The sequence below is a fragment of the Bacillus sp. LR--39 genome (assembly GCF_053613335.1).
The window spans coordinates 736,993-754,514 of the sequence record NZ_JBSIOT010000002.1 but is presented as its reverse complement, the minus strand read 5'-3'; the positions used below and the strand labels follow the sequence as shown (position 1 = coordinate 754,514).

At 49.8% G+C, this 17,522-nt stretch carries 19 protein-coding genes; 2 read left to right on the top strand and 17 right to left on the bottom strand.

Annotated elements, in window-relative coordinates; all coding sequences use genetic code 11:
• Positions 1 to 75: 75 nt before the first annotated feature.
• Complete coding sequence (locus ACWHAR_RS13555) at positions 76 to 684, bottom strand: trimeric intracellular cation channel family protein (protein ID WP_032876509.1); 609 nt, start codon at positions 682 to 684, stop codon at positions 76 to 78.
• 222 nt (positions 685 to 906) lie between these two features.
• Between ACWHAR_RS13555 and ACWHAR_RS13550 the strand changes: the two genes are divergently transcribed.
• Positions 907 to 1,707: a zinc-dependent metalloprotease gene (locus tag ACWHAR_RS13550; RefSeq protein WP_032876506.1), complete on the top strand. Its 801-nt coding sequence runs from the start codon at positions 907 to 909 to the stop codon at positions 1,705 to 1,707.
• 33 nt (positions 1,708 to 1,740) lie between these two features.
• On the opposite strand, the gene ACWHAR_RS13545 is transcribed toward ACWHAR_RS13550, so the two are convergent.
• The 6 genes from ACWHAR_RS13545 to csoR all read right to left on the bottom strand — a co-directional run bounded on the left by ACWHAR_RS13545 (position 1,741) and on the right by csoR (position 8,300).
• A complete protein-coding gene (locus ACWHAR_RS13545; protein WP_014305812.1) occupies positions 1,741 to 2,160 on the bottom strand; it encodes a disulfide oxidoreductase in 420 nt (139 codons plus the stop codon).
• A complete protein-coding gene (locus ACWHAR_RS13540; RefSeq protein WP_032876501.1) occupies positions 2,150 to 2,821 on the bottom strand; it encodes a DsbA family protein in 672 nt (223 codons plus the stop codon). The genes ACWHAR_RS13545 and ACWHAR_RS13540 overlap by 11 nt, the downstream gene beginning before the upstream one ends.
• 117 nt (positions 2,822 to 2,938) lie before the next feature.
• Positions 2,939 to 5,050 (bottom strand): heavy metal translocating P-type ATPase, encoded by a 2,112-nt coding sequence (locus ACWHAR_RS13535; RefSeq protein ID WP_032876498.1) that lies wholly within the window; start codon positions 5,048 to 5,050, stop codon positions 2,939 to 2,941.
• A 149-nt stretch (positions 5,051 to 5,199) separates the two neighbouring features.
• Complete coding sequence (locus ACWHAR_RS13530) at positions 5,200 to 7,629, bottom strand: heavy metal translocating P-type ATPase (protein WP_032876495.1); 2,430 nt, start codon at positions 7,627 to 7,629, stop codon at positions 5,200 to 5,202.
• Between the two features lie 83 nt (positions 7,630 to 7,712).
• The gene (gene copZ, locus ACWHAR_RS13525; protein WP_032876972.1) at positions 7,713 to 7,919 is read right to left on the bottom strand and encodes a copper chaperone CopZ; all 207 of its coding nucleotides are present in this window, start codon (positions 7,917 to 7,919) and stop codon (positions 7,713 to 7,715) included.
• Positions 7,920 to 7,994: 75 nt separating this feature from the next.
• Positions 7,995 to 8,300 (bottom strand): copper-sensing transcriptional repressor CsoR, encoded by a 306-nt coding sequence (gene csoR, locus ACWHAR_RS13520; protein WP_003151723.1) that lies wholly within the window; start codon positions 8,298 to 8,300, stop codon positions 7,995 to 7,997.
• Between the two features lie 137 nt (positions 8,301 to 8,437).
• Between csoR and ACWHAR_RS13515 the strand changes: the two genes are divergently transcribed.
• Positions 8,438 to 9,478: an oxidoreductase gene (locus ACWHAR_RS13515; protein WP_032876492.1), complete on the top strand. Its 1,041-nt coding sequence runs from the start codon at positions 8,438 to 8,440 to the stop codon at positions 9,476 to 9,478.
• 44 nt (positions 9,479 to 9,522) lie between these two features.
• Here ACWHAR_RS13515 and azoRB read toward each other — a convergent pair whose 3' ends face one another.
• The 10 genes from azoRB to ACWHAR_RS13465 form a co-directional block, all read right to left on the bottom strand.
• Positions 9,523 to 10,158 carry an FMN-dependent NADH-azoreductase AzoRB gene (gene azoRB, locus ACWHAR_RS13510; RefSeq protein ID WP_003151719.1) on the bottom strand — a complete coding sequence of 212 codons (636 nt, stop codon included), beginning with the start codon at positions 10,156 to 10,158 and terminating at the stop codon, positions 9,523 to 9,525.
• 194 nt (positions 10,159 to 10,352) lie between these two features.
• Positions 10,353 to 11,681 carry an LLM class flavin-dependent oxidoreductase gene (locus ACWHAR_RS13505; protein WP_032876489.1) on the bottom strand — a complete coding sequence of 443 codons (1,329 nt, stop codon included), beginning with the start codon at positions 11,679 to 11,681 and terminating at the stop codon, positions 10,353 to 10,355.
• The gene (locus tag ACWHAR_RS13500) at positions 11,678 to 11,965 is read right to left on the bottom strand and encodes a glutaredoxin family protein (protein WP_032876487.1); all 288 of its coding nucleotides are present in this window, start codon (positions 11,963 to 11,965) and stop codon (positions 11,678 to 11,680) included. Before ACWHAR_RS13500 ends, ACWHAR_RS13505 begins: the two co-directional genes overlap by 4 nt.
• 11 nt (positions 11,966 to 11,976) lie before the next feature.
• Positions 11,977 to 12,984, bottom strand: coding sequence for an LLM class flavin-dependent oxidoreductase (locus ACWHAR_RS13495; RefSeq protein ID WP_032876485.1), 1,008 nt, complete (start codon positions 12,982 to 12,984; stop codon positions 11,977 to 11,979).
• The gene (locus ACWHAR_RS13490) at positions 12,981 to 13,760 is read right to left on the bottom strand and encodes an amino acid ABC transporter ATP-binding protein (RefSeq protein WP_032876482.1); all 780 of its coding nucleotides are present in this window, start codon (positions 13,758 to 13,760) and stop codon (positions 12,981 to 12,983) included. Before ACWHAR_RS13490 ends, ACWHAR_RS13495 begins: the two co-directional genes overlap by 4 nt.
• Positions 13,757 to 14,464 carry an amino acid ABC transporter permease gene (locus ACWHAR_RS13485; RefSeq protein WP_032876479.1) on the bottom strand — a complete coding sequence of 236 codons (708 nt, stop codon included), beginning with the start codon at positions 14,462 to 14,464 and terminating at the stop codon, positions 13,757 to 13,759. Before ACWHAR_RS13485 ends, ACWHAR_RS13490 begins: the two co-directional genes overlap by 4 nt.
• A gap of 15 nt (positions 14,465 to 14,479) precedes the next feature.
• A complete protein-coding gene (locus ACWHAR_RS13480; RefSeq protein ID WP_032876476.1) occupies positions 14,480 to 15,202 on the bottom strand; it encodes an amino acid ABC transporter permease in 723 nt (240 codons plus the stop codon).
• 22 nt (positions 15,203 to 15,224) lie between these two features.
• The gene (locus ACWHAR_RS13475; RefSeq protein WP_032876473.1) at positions 15,225 to 16,037 is read right to left on the bottom strand and encodes an amino acid ABC transporter substrate-binding protein; all 813 of its coding nucleotides are present in this window, start codon (positions 16,035 to 16,037) and stop codon (positions 15,225 to 15,227) included.
• Between the two features lie 25 nt (positions 16,038 to 16,062).
• Positions 16,063 to 16,875 carry an amino acid ABC transporter substrate-binding protein gene (locus ACWHAR_RS13470; RefSeq protein WP_032876469.1) on the bottom strand — a complete coding sequence of 271 codons (813 nt, stop codon included), beginning with the start codon at positions 16,873 to 16,875 and terminating at the stop codon, positions 16,063 to 16,065.
• Positions 16,872 to 17,411, bottom strand: coding sequence for a GNAT family N-acetyltransferase (locus ACWHAR_RS13465; protein WP_032876466.1), 540 nt, complete (start codon positions 17,409 to 17,411; stop codon positions 16,872 to 16,874). The genes ACWHAR_RS13470 and ACWHAR_RS13465 overlap by 4 nt, the downstream gene beginning before the upstream one ends.
• Positions 17,412 to 17,522: the final 111 nt, after the last annotated feature.

Genomic DNA, 17,522 nt, shown 5'->3' with positions numbered 1-17,522 from the left:
ACCCAATATCAATCAAGATATGGGTTATTTATATGCAAAAAAACCGATTTCGCTTTGAAATCGGTTTTTTTGATGTTAGTTATCTAAACGAAAAGAACGGTTTGGCAGCTGCCACTTAAACATATAGGAACAAACGCGGCAAACAACAAGCACGAAAAACAGAACGTACAAGCCAAACGAATTTCCCAACCAGCCCAAGCCCACGATTAACCCTCCGAGCGCGGCCCAGACCGCGTAAATTTCCGCTTTCAGCACAAGCGGCTTTCGTCCGGCAAGAAGATCCCGTATGATGCCGCCCCCGCTGCCGGTCAGGACCGCTGCCGCAATCACCGCACTGAGCGGATGGCCCATTTTCACGGCATATAAAGCGCCTTGGATAGCAAACGCCGAAAGCCCGATGGCATCGGATAGGTTGCCCCATTTACTCCAATGCCTTAACAGCAGCTTCGGAAACAAAAAGACAATCGTAACTGATGCGAGAGCGATTTGAAAAAACGCGCCTTGCTCCCACAAGGCGGAGACCGGAACACCGATCAGCAGGTTTCGGATGGCTCCGCCGCCGAACGCCGTTACAATCCCCAAAATATACACGCCTAAAATATCATACTCCTCTTCCATCGCAACAATCGCTCCGCTGACCGCAAACGCAATGATGCCGATTACACTAAGCAGCTCCCAGGCCATTCCATATGCTCCTTTTTATTTGTTAAATTTTCTGACGACCATTAGATTTTATAATCGCTTTCTCTTAAAATCAACCTTATTTTTGAAAGATTCTGATTCCTAACCCGGGACAACCCCACCCGCAACGGCTGGGAGCAAGAACATTTACCTATTTTATACTATTTCGGGAGGTTTATTGGAAGTTTCATTGAATACTTTCTCTAACAAAAAGGGGGTTATGAGATGAAAATCAGTTCACTTGTTTTTCCTGTTTTATTGGCCGCCGGATTAATTCCCGGCCTGCCGTCAGCCGAAAGCCATACGCATTCGCACACTCATGCGGAGCCGGCGAAAACGGTGTATACGGACCCGCTTCCGAAAGCCGATCATTTTAAAGATTTGAAGGGCCCGGTCCAAGTTGAACAGACGGTTGACACAAAAAATCTGGATGAAAACGGCAAGCAGGTCGGCACGAAACGATTCAATGCCAATGTCAGTCAGGATAAAGCCTCAACTAAAGCCGGCACGGGCTCTCAGAAGGTCAGAGTTTTGGCGGTGGCGGACGCTGAATACCGCGCCAAATACAGCGACTGGCAAACGCGAATCGTCCAGATCGTGGAGCAGGCGGATGTCGCTTTTAACCGTGATCACAACATTGATTTCGTCGTACAGGCCGTGCAGGCTTGGAATTCTTCCGGCTCAAACAGTTCTCAGATTTTATCGAATCTCCAAGGCAGCTTCAGAAATCAAAATTATCATTTTGTCGTCGGTTTTACCGCAAAATCAAGTTTTGACGCCGGCGGTATCGCGTATGTATATAACGGCAAACCGAGCGGCCCGGCTTTCAGCGTGAACCTTGATCAAGGAACGGCCAACACGGCGAAAGCGGCACAGCACGAGTTTTCCCATAACTTCGGGCTTCAGCATGACGCCCAAGGCAGCGGTATCCGCTGCGTCATGAATTATGATTATGCCTATTCCGTGGATATTTGGGACAGCTCCCATAACAGACAGATTGCGACAAACAAAGCTTGGTACAAATAATAGAAAAAGAGCCGCTCCCATGGAGCAGGCTCTTTATTTTGCCGTGCGTTCCGTTTTGACAAAACACATGCAGATCATAATGAGAATAAATGCCGTCAATGCCAAGAAAGGAATGGTAATGAAACCGAACCAGTTAATATATTCAGATGAGCAAGGCACGCCGTAGACACACGGCTTGATGCCGCTGAAACCGGGCACCTTCTGCTCAAGGTAATGCATGATCGATATAAACGCGCCGATGACGGCCATCGGCAGCACATATTTTTTCACGCGCGTGTCACCCTGAAAGGTGGCGATTCCTAAAATCAGGACAAGCGGGTACATGAGAATTCTTTGATACCAGCACAGCTCGCACGGTATGAATTTTCTGATCTCGCTGAAATATAGGCTGCCGAGCATGGCAGCAAGAGCTATCACCCAAGAAGCATATAAAAATACGATTCTATTTTTCATTTTTCAGCTCTTTCTTAATCGTTTTTGAAATCTCATCATAGTTAGAGAATTCTTTAATCACTTTGTTATTTACGTAAATCGTCGGTGTCGCCGTAATGTTTAATTTATCATTCAGGTCAGTGTCAGCTTTCAGCTCTTTTGCAAATGTCTCTTTATCAAGGTTTTCCTTCAGCTTGTCAGGATCAACCTTTTTCGCGGTGCTTTTGACCGTTTTTTCAAGCAATGCAGGCGTGACCCATTCCTGTTCGCTTGACGGCTGCTGTTCAAACAGCTTTTCATGGAATGCCCAGAATGATGCCGGGTCTTCTTTCCACACTTCTTCTGAAGCAAGAGCCGCCAGACGCGAGCCGCTTCCGTGGTACATGACGTTCACAAATGAAAATTTCACGTCGCCTTTATCAATAAAATCTTTTTTGATTTTCGGAAAGATATCGCTGTTAAATACTTTGCATGACGGACATTTGTAATCTCCGAATTCAACTACCGTAACAGGCGCGCTGTCTTTGCCGAGCACGGGCTGTCCTTTAATGGAAGGCTGTTCGGCGACTGTTTCGCCCGCTTTTTCCGTTTGGTTGTTAATAATTACGATGGCCGCAAATAAAACGACAACGATTAACGTCAGTATCACCGCAAATTTCGCAGACGATTGTTTCTTTTTCACTCAGACACCTCATTGTTTTTAAAATAAAAAAGAAGCGGATGCCGGATGGACCGCTTCTCTATTTTACCAAGACAACCTTGTTTAAGAAAACCCTGAAAAACGAATTATCTTTGACAATTATTCCGCTTTCACTCTCATGACGCGCAGCGCGTTGGCAACGGCGATCAGCGTGACGCCTACATCTGAAAAGACCGCTTCCCACATGGTGGCGAATCCGAATGCGCCAAGCAGGAGAAAAATGATTTTTACGCCTAAAGCAAATCCGATGTTCTGCCAGACGATCCGGCGTGTGCGGCGTGCAATCCGGATGGCTTCGGCTGCTTTTGACGGCTGGTCTGTCATCAGGACGACATCGGCCGCTTCGACGGCGGCATCAGAGCCGAGAGCCCCCATGGCAGCTCCGATGTCAGCTCTGGCAAGCACAGGCGTATCATTAATCCCGTCACCGACAAACATCAGTTTTTCATTCGGTGAAAGCGCCGCTTCAAGTTCTTCGACGCGGTCTACCTTGTCACCCGGCAAAAGCTCTGTGTACACGTCATCAATACCGAGCTCTCGGCCGACAGCTTCTCCGGTCTGCTTTGAATCACCCGTCAGCATCACTGTCCGCTTCACGCCGAGCGCTTTTAAATTGGCAATGGCCTGTTTGGCGTCCTCTTTGATTTCGTCGGCGATCACGATCGCCCCCGCATACTGCTGATCAACGGCGACATAGACGACTGTTCCGTTATTTTCAGCTGTGCCGGAAGCGATTTGTTCTTTTGCCATCAGTTTTTGATTTCCGGCCAAAATCGTTGATCCGCCGGTTTTCACTCGAATGCCGTGTCCGGGTATTTCTTCATATTCTTCAATCTCGTCTGCCGCGAGCGGTCGATTGTAAGCTTCACGGATGGAAGAAGCAATCGGATGATTGGAATGGACTTCTGCGAGCGCGGCCGCATGAAGCAGGCTGTCTTTTGTAAACCCTGCCGCCGGCTTGATATCAGTAACGGCGAAATTGCCTTTCGTTAAGGTTCCCGTTTTATCAAACACGGCGTATGCCACCTGATTGAGCGCTTCTAAATAGTTGCTGCCTTTCACGAGCACCCCTGCTTTAGACGCAGCTCCGATACCGCCGAAAAAACCGAGCGGAATGGAGACGACGAGTGCGCACGGACAAGAAATCACAAGGAAAATCAGCGCGCGGTACACCCAGTCGGATAGCGCGGCTGAAGGCACGAGAAGCGGCGGTAAAAAGGCGAGAAGCACCGCAACAATGACAACGGCCGGTGTATAGTACTTGGCAAACTTCGTAATAAAGTTTTCCGTTTTCGCTTTACGTCCGGCCGCATTTTCGACCAGATCCAATATTTTTGACACGGCAGAGTCTTCATATCCTTTAGAGGTTTCAATATGAAGCACGCCGTTCTGATTCATAAATCCGGCCATCACATCTTGCCCCGGCTCCGCTTTTCTCGGCACGGATTCGCCCGTTAAAGCGGATGTATCAACCATCGAAGAACCGCTCAGCACCTTTCCGTCCAGCGGAATCCGTTCTCCGGGATTCACGACGATGACCTGTCCGACTTTGACGTCCTGCGGCGGAACGGCAGCCATGCCGTTTTCCGTTTTCACATTGGCGTACTCAGGACGGATGTCCAATAACGCGCTGATCGATTTTCTGGATCGGCTGACGGCCGCTCCCTGAAACAGTTCACCGATTTGGTAGAACAGCATGACCGCGACACCTTCCGGATACTGATGAATCACAAATGCGCCGATCGTGGCAAGCGCCATCAGAAAATGCTCATCAAATACCTGGCCGCGGACAATGTTTTTTCCCGCTCTGGCTACGATATCGCCGCCGATGATCAAATATGAAGCAAAAAAGAGCAGAAACTCAAGGACGGCGCCCGTGTGCGCGAAGTAAGCGATGACGGCCAAAACGGCTCCCGCTGCCAATCTCACTAACATCAGCTGCAGCTTTTTGCGGTACTCATCCTCGCCGGGTTTGTCTTCATGTTTCGCACGGACGGTCACATGAGGATCAATGGACTTTACTTTTTTAGCGACTTCGTCTTTCATCCATTGCTCGTTTTTGCCGCCGGCTGAGACCGTGATGGTGCTTGCCGCAAAATTGACAGCACAGCCGTCTATGCCGTCAATGGCTTTTACGCCGTTTTCTATTTTTTTTGCACAGTTGCTGCAATCAAGTCCGTCTAATACAAATTCACCTTTGGCTGCTTTCATTTTCGACTCACCCTACTTTCCGTAATAGGATTCCCATAACATCAATACAGCTAAACGATTTTATATATATGAACATATACTCATATATGTGTTTTCTCTATTATATGCAGGCTTTGAATAAAGTGTCAATAAAAAAGACAAAACAGGCCTCAGCCCATTTTGTCTTTTTTCACCTTCTGTAAACGCAAAGCATTAAGCACGACCGATACTGAGCTGAACGCCATGGCAGCGCCTGCCACCCACGGGGCCAGAAAGCCGGACGCCGCAATCGGAATGCCGATGCTGTTGTATCCCAATGCCCAGCCTAAATTCTGCTTGATGTTTCTCATGGTCAGCCTGCTCATGCCGATGGCGTCGGCAATGCCGTTCAGGTCACCGCGGATCAGCGTAATATCCGCCGCTTCCATTGCGATATCTGTGCCGGTGCCGATGGCCATTCCGATATCGGCCACAGCCAGCGCCGGAGCATCATTGATGCCGTCACCGACCATCGCCACGCGCCGGCCTTCTTTTTGCAGCCGGGAAATTTCCGCCGCCTTTTGTTCGGGAAGCACTTCGGCGATCACGCTGCCGATGCCCGCGGCTTTTGCAATGGCTTCCGCGGTCTTTTTGTTGTCACCGGTCATCATGATGACGTCAAGCCCCATATCATTCAGACGTTTCACCGCGGCCGGAGATGTTTCCTTGATCGTATCGGCGACTGCGATAAGCCCCGCCGCTTTACCGTCTGTCGCAATAAGCATCACCGTTTTCCCTTCCGCCTCCAAGCGGGCCATGTGCGGAAGCAGCGCTTCATGTTCAATGTGTTCTGATTCCATCAGCCGTCTTGATCCGGCAAGAATCGTTCTGCCGTCAGCCTCGGCGTATATTCCGGAACCGATCCGGGCTTGGAACCGGGTGATTTTCGGGATGGCAATCCCCCGTTTTTCGGCTCCTGACACGATGGCTTCTCCAAGCGGGTGCTCTGATCCCGTTTCGGCGGCCGCCGCCAGACGCAGGAGTTCCTCTTCGTTCATTCCCTCTGCCGGTACGGCATCTGTCAGAACCGGTCTGCCGTTTGTCACCGTTCCTGTTTTATCCAGTACGATTGTCGTCAGACGCTGGGTCTTTTCTAAATGCTCTCCGCCTTTAAAAAGAATGCCGAATTCAGCTGCGCGGCCGGAGCCCGCCATAATGCTCGTCGGAGTGGCGAGCCCGAGTGCGCACGGACAGGCAATGACAAGCACGGCGATGAATTTGCCGATCGCTTCAGAAAACTGTCCCGGCGCGGCCCATACATACCAAATGAGAAAAGTCAGCACGGCCAGCCCCAGCACAATCGGGACGAAAATGCCTGAAATGTGATCCGCGAGCCGCTGAATGGGGGCTTTTGACCCTTGGGCTTCTTCTACGATTTTAATAATGTGTGCAAGCGCGGTATCTTTCCCGACATTCACCGCTCTGATTTTGAGAAAGCCGTTTGCATTGATCGTCGCCCCGGTGACAGTGCTTCCGGGAGACTTATCGACAGGCATGCTCTCTCCCGTAATCATCGATTCATCAATCGCGGAATGGCCCTCAATCACTTCGCCATCGACAGGGACGCGTTCTCCCGGTTTCACATATACGATGTCCCCCGTCCGGACCTCGTCAATCGGAATCACCTGTACCTTCCCTTCCCGCTCAACCGCCGCCGTCTTCGCCTGAAGCTTCATTAACTTTTTAATCGCTTCTGATGAGCGGCCTTTCGCTTTCATCTCTAAAAGCTTTCCAAGCAAAATCAAAGTCAGCAAAATGGCGCTCGTTTCATAATAAAGCCCCTCAACATGTCCGTCTCGTCCGAGAGACGCAATCGTCATGTACAGGCTGTATGCGTAAGCGGCCGTCGTTCCGAGCGCAACGAGAACATCCATATTGGCGCTTTTGTTTCTCAGCGCCTTGTACGCTCCCATATAAAAAGGCCAGCCGATGACGAGCTGCACCGGGGTGGCAAGCGCGAATTGCAGCCACGGATTCATCAGGATATCCGGCATCCAGATAAAAGAAGTAAAAGAAAAATGGCTGACCATCGACCATAGAAGCGGAAAGGAGAGAACGGCAGAAAATATCAGCCTGATCAGCTGCTTTCGCTGCTCTTTCTCCTTTTGGGAAAATCCGCCGGCTCCATCAACCGCTTTCTTCTCGTCTAATCTGTAGCCGAGTTTTGCCACGGTCTCTTTCAGCTCTTTCGGTGTCACCTCTTTCGGATTGTATTCAACGGTGACCGTTTCCAGGGCGAAATTCACCGGTGCGCTGTCAACTCCCCCTATTTTGTTCAGGCGCTTTTCAATCCGGTTGGCGCAAGCGGCGCATGTCATGCCTTCAATCTGAAACTCGGCTTTTTCCGTCACGACGTGATAGCCGAGTTTTTCAATTTTTTCTTTTATGGCGCTTGCTTCGATTTTGTCAGGGTGATAAGTAATATTTGAGGTCTCAAGCGCAAGATTGACGGAAGCGTCATTAACCCCGTCCATCCGTTTCAGCCCTTTTTCGATTCTTGAAGCGCAGGCGGCGCATGTCATGCCCCCCACTTGAATGGTCATTTCTTTCGGTTCACTCAATATCCTCATCTCTCTTCATAAACCCCAGGGGGGTATAATTATGATAAAAGAAAACCGCGCCCGTTTCCGCAGCGCGATAAATCCTATACGACGTCATAACCTTGATCTTCAATCGCGTCTTTTATATCTGATACGGAGACTTTGTTCTCATCAAACGCCACATCCACCTGTCCGGCTTCCAATTTCACCTGAACCGCCGTCACTCCGTTCAGTTCTCCTACTCCGGTCTCTACTGCTTTGACACAGTGCTGACAGGACATGCCTTCGACTTGCAGTGTTTTTTGTTCCATGATGATTCCCTCCACGTCTTGTTTTTTCTTCTTCATGTTACCATACCCCTGTAGGGTATTTCAAAACATTTTATTTTACGATTTTGCGATTTTTTTCACAACATCAAGCAGCTCGGCAATCGCCTGCTCCCCGTTTCCGCTCTCAATGGCGCCGGCTACGCAGTGATGGGCGTGATCTTCCAGCAGATGAAACGCGACTTTCTGCATGGCCGCCTGTACGGCTGAAATCTGCACGAGAATATCCACGCAGTATCGTTCGTTATCCACCATATTCTGAATGCCCCTGACTTGGCCTTCAATCCGTTTCAGCCGGTTCAGGATCTGGTCTTTTTCTTTGGCGCTTTTATGATTTAACGATTGATGTTCGGTATGTTTGTCCATTTTCCACCTCGGTTTTTTCTTCGTTATCTTCATTATACAGACTTGAAAATCCGGTGTAAAAAATTTTCAACACACAAGTTTTACCAGTACTCCCGCGGGGTATATAATGTTATCACATATCATGAGGGGGAAGTTCATTGAAAACGATACAGGTTGGCATATTGGGATATGGTTTGTCGGGTAAAGTTTTTCATGCGCCGCTTTTGGACGTCCTTGATCATTATCAGATCAAAAAAGTCATGACCTCCAGAACGGAGGAGGTCAAACGTGATCTGCCGGGGGCTGAAGCCGTGCGCGCGATTGAAGACATTACCGGTGATCCTGACATTGATCTCGTCATCGTCACGACACCGAGCGGAATGCATTATGAATCAGCGATGAAATGCCTCCTGGCGGGAAAACACACCGTCGTGGAAAAACCGATGACGGCGACTTCAGCAGAAGCGGAGGAACTGAGAAGAACGGCTGAAGATAAAGGCGTCTTACTGAGCGTGTACCACAACCGGCGGTGGGACAATGACTTTTTAACAATACAAAAGCTGATTCGGGACGGGGCGCTTCAAGACATTCATACATATCAAGTCAACTACGATCTGTACAACCCGGTTGTACAAGAAAGATGGCGCGAAAAAAACGGACCCGCCACGGGAACGCTGTATGATCTCGGTTCACATATTATTGACCAGACACTCCTGCTTTTCGGAATGCCGGAATCCGTCACGGCACATGTGATGAAACAGCGGGACAACAGTGAAACCGTCGATTATTTTCTGGCCGCTCTCCATTACGGCAAGCTTCAGGTCATTCTTCAATCAGGCTCCATGAATGCGGCAAGCGGCCCGCGCTATCAGATTCACGGACGGAATGCAAGCTTTATCAAATACGGAAAGGACGGACAGGAAGAGGCGCTTTCAGCCGGACAAAAGCCGATCGACGACAGCTGGGGCGCCGATGACCCTGACAACTTCGGAGAGCTGACAATCGCAGCGGATGAAAAAAGGCATACAGAAACAATCCCCTCTGAGAACGGCTCTTACCTTACGTACTACAAACTGCTGGCAGACAGCATCTTAAACGGAAAACCGCTTCCCGTTACGGCAAAAGAAGGCATCGATGTCATCCGTGTCATTGAAGCGGCGATGAAAAGCAGCGAGCAAAAACGGACGATTGCCCTTTAATATGAAAAACCTCCCAGCCGTACGGCGGGGAGGTTTTTTTAAGATCAGAATGATTTTCCGGCTTCTTTCGCGCGGGCAATCGCATCTTCTTTAATTTGCTGTGCTTTATTCGGTTCAGCATTATGGCCTTCAACGATTAAACCGTCAAAAGAAGGAACGCCGAAGAAGTTCATCATGATGCCGATGTAACGGTGGCCCATTTCCATGTCAGCCGCCGGCCCTTCAGAGTAATAGCCTCCGCGCGCCTGAATGTGGAGCGCTTTTTTGTCAGTCAACAGACCGATCGGGCCTTGCTCTGTATATTTGAATGATTTTCCGGCTACAGCCACAGAATCAAGGTACGCTTTCATAACAGGCGGGAATGAGAAGTTCCAAAGCGGTGTGACGAATACGTATTTGTCAGCTGACGCGAATTGATCGCTCAGCTCGTTCAGACGGCCGACTTTCGCTTTTTCGTTTTCAGAAAGCTCTTCAAAACCTGTGCCGGATTGAAGTTTTCCCCAGCCGCTGAATACATCCGCGTCGATATGAGGAATGTTCTCTTTGTAAAGGTCGATATGTACAACCTCATCATTCGGGTTTGATTCTTTATAAGAATCGATAAACGCTTTTCCTGTTGCCATGCTGTAAGATGTCTTTTCATCATGAGGATGAGCAGTGATATAAAGTACTTTTGCCATTGTAAACAGCCCTTTCGTTTTCAGATTACACACACATTTATTATGAAATATGAATGTTTTTTTATACTGATCAGTTCTGTAATAATTATAGTTACAAAAAAATCATTTAGCAACAATAATATCTTGAAATCAGTATATTTTTTTAAAAAAGGCTGTAATGACGGGAATGGCAAGCAGCAGAAAAAGCAGAAACCTCAGTTTCTGCTCAAAATCGGATTGGGTCTGCAGGCCGGAATATCCAATCCGAGATTCCCCCGCAGTGTATCGGCCGGATAGCTTTTTCGGTACAGCCCCTTTTCCTGGAGGATCGGTATGACTTGATCCACAAAGGCTTCAAGCATGCCCGGGATGTCAGAATGAATGATAAACCCGTCCGCCGCTTCCCGCTGAAACCATGTTTCAATTAATGACGCCACACGTTCCGGTGTCCCGATAAAGTTGGTTCGCGGAAACGCGGCTTCGCGCGCCACTTGACGCAGCGTAAGATTCCGGGCTTTCGCCTCTCTTTTGATACGGTCTGTCGTGCTTTGAAACGCGTTTTTCCCGACGTCGCCCAAATCAGGAAACGGCTCATCCAATGGAAACCGGCTCAGATCATAATCGTCAAAAAATCTGGCCACATACTTAACAGCGTTCTCTATGGGAATCAGCTCGGCGAATTCTTGGTATTTCGCTTCTGCTTCTTCTTGTGAGCCGGCTATAATCGGACTGATTCCCGGAAAAATCCGCAGCTTGGAAGCGTCCCGGCCGTAATCCGCCGCCCGCTTCTTCACATCATCATAAAAAGCCTTCGTTTCCTCAAGTGAATTGGAGTGCGTAAAGACTGCATCTGCATTCCTCGCGGCAAACGACCGGCCGGTTTCTGAAGACCCCGCCTGGAAAACGACCGGCTCTCCCTGTTTGGACCGGCCGATATTCAGCGGGCCCTCCACTTGAAAATACTCGCCTTTGTGATACAGGCGATGCAGTTTGTCAGGGTCAAAAAACTGCCCGGTTTCTTTGTTGCGGACGAAGGCATCTTCTTCCCAGGAATTCCACAGACCGCGCACCACGTCCACATGTTCCTGGGCGATGGCGTAGCGCCGGCTGTGGTCGGGAAGGCTTTCTTTGCTGTGATTGCGCGCGGCTCCCGCCTGCGGAGAGGTGACGAGATTCCAGCCCGCCCGGCCGCCGCTGATATGGTCAAGAGACATCAGCTGTCTTGCGATGGTGAACGGCTCAGTGAACGATGTGGAAAATGTGCCGATTAAACCAAGATGGGTTGTAGAGGCGGCAAGCGCCGATAAAATGGTGATCGGCTCAAACCGATTTAAGAAATGCGGGATGGACTTTTCAGAAATGAACAAGCCGTCCGCAATAAAAGCAAAGCTGAACAGCCCTCTTTCAGCAGTCTGCGCTTTTTGCCTGTAAAACGCCGCATTCGTGCTTGCTGTCGGATCGGCGTCGGGATGGCGCCAGCCGTCTGTTGTGCCGCCGACACCGTGAATCATGGCTCCGAATTGAATTAGATCCGTCCGGCTCATTTTCTCTCCCCCTTTTTCCCCTCGTAATCGGCAAGCGCCCGTTCTACATGTTCAATGCCGACTTGAGTAACGGCCTGATACGCACGGCTGTCACCGCTGCCGATTTCAACGACGGGGACATGACGGATGCCGTACTTCGTCTGCAGCACGTCACGCAATTCATCCCGTTCTGTCACATCAATTGTTTCGTATGCCACGGCGTTTTCCCGCAAATATCCTTTCACTTCATCGCAATAGGAGCAGCCCTGTTTGCTCCAGACCACTACGTTTACTTCATGACTCATGTTCATCCCTCCTATAATTGTGGGGCCGGCTGCACCGCTTCGCTTAACAGCCGGTAAGACAATCGTTTTTCCTCAGCGTTTTTGATAGGCGACAAAATCACAAAATCGGTAATGCTGTATTGAACCGATAATCGTCTCAGCTCGGCGGCTGTCTCTTCTTTTGTCCCGGCAATCACACCCGTCTTTTGTGTGATCAGCTTATACGGCTGCGTGACTTGTTCAAGAAACGCTTCCGCTTGTTCCCGGGAACCGACATTCACCTTTTTGCCGTCTTTGAGAATGATTTTGACCGACTCACGCGATACCACGTGTTTTTCAGCTTCTGCTTTTGTATGCGCGGTAAAGACCATCGGCGCAAGGTGAAATTCCGCCTTCGATCCTTTCGGCAGATGCTCGTCAAAGGCGTGGCGCGCTTTTTCTAACGCAGCCTCTTCACCGTTTATGAAATAGGCGAAAACGAAGGAAATGCCGAGTTTGGCCGCGGATATCGCGCTTTCCGCGCTGCCGCCGAGCAAAAAGATGTCAGGCGCATACTCAGTATGCGGCGTCGGCCGCAATGACGCATAGCGGTGCGAGTCCGGAAAATCATTTCGAATGAAATGAGTCAGCTCCTCAAGCTTTTCTTCAAACAAACGGGCGGGCTGGATAAGCTCCCGCTGCAGCGCATCGGTTGACAGCTGAAATCCGCCGGGCGCTTTGCCGACACCGAGCGCCACACGGCCGGGAGCAAGGGCGGACAGAACCCGAAACTGCTCCGCCACTTTATAGGGACTGTAATGCTGCAGCATCACCCCGCCGGACGCGAGACGGATTTTTTTCGTGCTTGCGGCAAGATACCCCAGAACAATTTCCGGCGCTGATCCCGCTATCTCTTCATTGTTATGATGTTCCGCCGCCCAGAAACGGTCATATCCGTATTGTTCGGCCTCCTGAGCCAATTTCACCGTTTGCCGCAAGGCTTCTTCTGCGGTTTGGTTTTCCGCGGTGACACTTTGGTCTAAAATGCTTAAACGAATCATACGACAGGCTCCTTTATGCGCTCTTTTATGTCATAACCGTAATCAGGCAGCACGCGGCGGAGGAACTTCTTCGTTCTTTCTTTTTTCGTCTTGTAAAAGACTTCCTCAGGCGTTCCTTGTTCCACGATTGCTCCTTCATCCATAAACACAATTCGGTCGGACACTCTTCTGGCGAATTCCATTTCATGTGTGACAATGATCATGGTGGCGCCGGTCCGCACAATGTTAAGCATCACCTCGAGCACCTCGCCGACAAGCTCCGGATCGAGGGCTGCGGTCGGTTCGTCAAACAGCATGACATCAGGATGAATAGCAAGCGCCCGGGCAATCCCGACCCGCTGCTTTTGGCCTCCCGACAGTTGATTCGGATAGGCGTGCAATTTATCCTGAAGCCCCACCTTGGCCAGTTCCCGCTCGGCAATGGCGTACGCATCTGGTTTTTTCATTTTCCTTGCGACCGTCAGGCCTTCCATGACATTTTGAATCGCCGTTTTATGCGAAAACAAATGATATTGCTGAAAAACCATCGCCGTCTGTTTCCTCAGTCTGAGAATGTCTTTTTTGGCAGGCTTTTTGCAGTTAATGACTTCACTGTGCAGCGAAATGGCGCCCTCATCCGGCCGCTCAAGTAAATTAAGGCAGCGCAGAAAAGTGGTTTTCCCGGAACCGCTCGGGCCGATGATGGTCACGACTTCTCCTTTCCGGACACTTAAATTGATCCCCTTTAACACGTGATGACTGCCAAAATGTTTTTGAATGTTTCGGATTTCGATCATAATGCGCCTCCTTGATATCTGACTGCCCTTTTTTCCGCCAGACTGTTTACAGCTTCGAGAATCAGCGTTAATCCCCAATAAATCACGGCCGCCCCGATAAATGCTTCCAGAAACGCATAGTTATCGGATGCCGCAATCGTCGCCGTTCCTGTAATTTCAGGCACCGCAACAATTGCCGCGATGGAAGTGGTATGCAAAAAGCCGATGCCTATATTGGTGAAGTTCGGGAGAGATATCATGAACGCCTGCGGCAGAACCACGCGCCGAATCATCTGTCCCCGCGTCAGGCCGATTGAATATGCCGCCTCCGCCTGCCCCGTATCGACGGCCATGATCCCGGATCGGAGAATTTCCGTCATATAAGCGCCTGCCGTTAATGACAGTGCCATGATGACAAACACGGCTACCGGAATCTGATTGGCCGACCAGCCGAGATGAAACGCGCGGCTGAATTGATCGGCAATCAGCGGAACCCCTAAATAAATCAGCATGATATGGAGAATCGCCGGGGTGCTGCGGAAAAAAGACACGTAAAACGCTGAGCAGGCCAGCAGCCATTTGATGCGGAATATACGCACCGTGATATTGCCGAGAGCTATGAAAAATCCGGCAATAAGCGGAATGACCGTCATCGCCAATGTAAGCGGAACGGTTTTCATCATTTGTTTTATCGCAGTGCCGATAAATGGAATGTCCAGCTCCACTGTTCTCCCTCCTTTTCAGCCGTGCGCGCTCATGTCAAAAACCGTCACAAGGCGCGTCTCATCTTTCTTGATTCGTTTTTCGGCCCATCTGAAGACACATTCAAATGAAAGGGCGGCCGCATAATACAGAACAGAAAGCGAGATATACACTTCTAAAGAATGATTGCTCGATGTAATCAAGGTCTGTCCTCTGCCCGACATATCCATCACCCCGATCGAAAAAGCGAGTGATGTATCTTTTAAGAAACCGATCACCATATTCCCGATGTTGGGAAAGGCCTGCACAAGCGCCTGCGGCAGAATGATGCGCCGGAATGTCTGCCCCCCGTTCAGCCCGATGCTGAACGCCGCCTCCGCCTGCCCGCGGTCGACGCTGTTCACACCTCCCCTGATGATTTCCGCCGCTCTTGCCGCGCTGCTCAGCGCGTACGTGGCGATTGCCGCATACAAAGGGTCCATTTTGGAGGTATCAATTCCGGCGAGCGCCGTGAGCGCCGGAATACCGTAAAATACAATGAACAGCTGCACCATGATGGGCGTTCCTCTGAAAAAAGAGATATACAGCTTCGCAAACTGATTCAAAACGGGAATGCGATAGATGCGGGGCAGCGCCAAAAGCAGCCCCAATAGAAAGCCGAACAGCAAAGACACCGCCAATATATACAGCGTGACGGGCAAATACCCGAGCAATGTCGGCACAAAGGATGAGATCATACTGATATCAAACGCTTTTTCCATTGCCGATCCCTCTCTTTTTCACTTAATATTGCTCCTTTGAATAATCCGCGCCGAGCCACTTTTCACTCAGCTTTTTAAGCGTGCCGTCATCAATGATTTCCTGCAGGGCTTTATCAATGTCATCGCTCAGCGTTTGTTCATTTTTGTTAAACATAAAGAACACTTTGGCATTTGACAGCACCCCGCCGACTGTTTTTTCTTTGATCGCGCTCGTTTTGTTTTGGAAATCGACGGCAAACGGCGTTGAAATCGTCGCATCGGCGCGGCCGGATTTCAGCTGATTGGCCGCATCGTTGGAGCCTTGGCCGGCATAAGCGATTTCAAACGGACTGTCGTGTTTTTCATTCCATTTCTTCAGCACAAGCGCGCCGTTTGACGTGGGACTCGTAATAACCCGCTTCCCTTTCAAGTCCTCAATGCCGTGAATGTTCCCGTTTTCTTGAAGCACCGTGATTTTCAGCGGGAAGTTGTTATATGCGACTTGATTGAACAGAAATTTTTTCTCCCGTTCGGCGCTTTTTTCCATTTGATGGGCTACGATATCGACTTTATGCTGGCTGAGGCTGACAAGCAGGTTGGAGAAATCCATCGTTTTAAAGGTGAAACGATAGTCCGGCAGGCGCCTGTCAAGCTCTTTCACCAGCTCAACGTCGTAGCCCGTCAATTTGCCTTTATCATCAATAAAGCAAATATTCGGAAATTGAGTGCCGGTGCCGACCGTGATGTTCTTCACGTTTTTCTGATTGCCTGCTGCCGCCTCTCCGCCCGCGCCGCAGGCTGATAACGCCGCCGTTGCGGCAATTGTTAATGACATGACCGCCAGTCTTATTTTCATGTGATCGCCCCGTTTTCTGCTTCAGTTATTTCGTGAAACTTGATTTTGAATAATCCGCGCCGAGCCATTTTTCACTCAGCCTTTTCAATGTGCCGTCCTTCTCCAGCTTTTGAATCGCACGATCCGTATCGTCCGCCAGGGTTTGGCTGTTTTTATTGAACATAAAATACACCTCGGTATCCAGCAGCACATCACCGACCGTCTTTTGTTTGAACCCGTGCGTCTTATTTTGAAAATCGACGGCAAACGGCGTGGATACGGTGGCGTCAGCGCGTCCTGTCTCCATTTGGTTCGCTGTGTCATTGCCGCCCTGCCCGGCGTATTTCAAATGTATCGGGCTGCCGTGGGTTTTGTTGTATGCCGTCATATAATCCGCCGCGTTTGACGTCGCGCCGACGATGACGGTTTTCCCTTTTAAATCCCGGAGCGTGTGTATCGCGTTATTATCCGCCTTCACCGTGATGTACATCGGCGAGTAGTTATACGGGATTTTGTGATACAAAAAGCGCTTTTCCCGTTCCTTATTTTTCGCCATATTGTGCGCGATCACGTCAATTTTCCGGTTTGCCAGACTTGTAAGCAGATTCGAGAAATCCATCGTCTTAAAGACAAATTTGTATTGCGGCAGCTGTTTATCAATGGCTTTCATCACTTCAATGTCATAGCCGGTCAGCTCGCCTTTTTCATCCATAAAAGCAATGTTCGGAAAATCAGTTCCCGTGCCGACAATGACGGTCTGCACGCCGCTCCCGGCTTTTGTGCTTTCTCCTTGCCCGCAGCCGGCCAGCACGCCGAGCAGCAGAAGCAGACAGCCGGCTCTGATCCGTTTTTTTATCATTGCGCCCAGCTCGGTGTGCCTAACAGCGACGCGTCAAACCGCTCCGGTATGAGCACCTTTCTCATCATGACTCCGATGTCTCCGTCTTTCTCCTGCTCAAAATACACTTCATACCCCCTCCGTCTGTACATATCCACAAGCCAGGGATGCTTGCGCGCCGAAGTGCCGAGCGTGATGGCCGGGGCCTTCAGCGTATCCCGCAGCACGTGTTCCTCCACATAAGTCAAAAGTATGCTGCCGATGCCCTGCCCCTTCAGCTCAGGAAGCGTCGCAAACCACCAGACAAACGGATATTTTGACGGAGGCGTGTCACTCTCCCACGGAAAACGGATCGTAATGGTTGAAAGAAGCCGTCCGTCCCGTTCGAGCACGACGGCTGAATGATTTTCAATATTTTCAGTTACCATATCGATGTCGGCCCGCGCCGACGGCCAGTCAATCTCCAAATTGCGGATCGGCTGAAACGCGCTGTACAGCAGCTCTAAAAACTCCGGCGCATCCTTTTTCTCAGCCAATCGAAATATGTCTTCACTCATTCCGGTCACTCTCCCCACAAAATATATAATTCCAATTTGTTTACTAAGCTTTGATTGTTTATACTATAAAGCAAACTGATTTATTTGACTAATCAAAAAAAGTAAAGGAAA

Excerpts from the sequence above, each read along its gene's own strand:
- ACWHAR_RS13545 (WP_014305812.1), bottom strand. The coding sequence starts at position 2,160 with ATGAAAAATAGAATCGTATTTTTATATGCTTCTTGGGTGATAGCTCTT.
- azoRB (WP_003151719.1), bottom strand. The coding sequence starts at position 10,158 with ATGGCAAAAGTACTTTATATCACTGCTCATCCTCATGATGAAAAGACA.
- ACWHAR_RS13470 (WP_032876469.1), bottom strand. The coding sequence starts at position 16,875 with ATGATAAAAAAACGGATCAGAGCCGGCTGTCTGCTTCTGCTGCTCGGC.
- copZ (WP_032876972.1), bottom strand. The coding sequence starts at position 7,919 with ATGGAACAAAAAACACTGCAAGTCGAAGGCATGTCCTGTCAGCACTGT.
- ACWHAR_RS13550 (WP_032876506.1), top strand. The coding sequence starts at position 907 with ATGAAAATCAGTTCACTTGTTTTTCCTGTTTTATTGGCCGCCGGATTA.
- ACWHAR_RS13500 (WP_032876487.1), bottom strand. The coding sequence starts at position 11,965 with ATGAGTCATGAAGTAAACGTAGTGGTCTGGAGCAAACAGGGCTGCTCC.
- ACWHAR_RS13490 (WP_032876482.1), bottom strand. The coding sequence starts at position 13,760 with ATGATCGAAATCCGAAACATTCAAAAACATTTTGGCAGTCATCACGTG.
- ACWHAR_RS13495 (WP_032876485.1), bottom strand. The coding sequence starts at position 12,984 with ATGATTCGTTTAAGCATTTTAGACCAAAGTGTCACCGCGGAAAACCAA.
- ACWHAR_RS13475 (WP_032876473.1), bottom strand. The coding sequence starts at position 16,037 with ATGAAAATAAGACTGGCGGTCATGTCATTAACAATTGCCGCAACGGCG.
- ACWHAR_RS13555 (WP_032876509.1), bottom strand. The coding sequence starts at position 684 with ATGGCCTGGGAGCTGCTTAGTGTAATCGGCATCATTGCGTTTGCGGTC.
- ACWHAR_RS13465 (WP_032876466.1), bottom strand. The coding sequence starts at position 17,411 with ATGAGTGAAGACATATTTCGATTGGCTGAGAAAAAGGATGCGCCGGAG.
- ACWHAR_RS13480 (WP_032876476.1), bottom strand. The coding sequence starts at position 15,202 with ATGGAAAAAGCGTTTGATATCAGTATGATCTCATCCTTTGTGCCGACA.
- ACWHAR_RS13505 (WP_032876489.1), bottom strand. The coding sequence starts at position 11,681 with ATGAGCCGGACGGATCTAATTCAATTCGGAGCCATGATTCACGGTGTC.
- ACWHAR_RS13535 (WP_032876498.1), bottom strand. The coding sequence starts at position 5,050 with ATGAAAGCAGCCAAAGGTGAATTTGTATTAGACGGACTTGATTGCAGC.
- csoR (WP_003151723.1), bottom strand. The coding sequence starts at position 8,300 with ATGGACAAACATACCGAACATCAATCGTTAAATCATAAAAGCGCCAAA.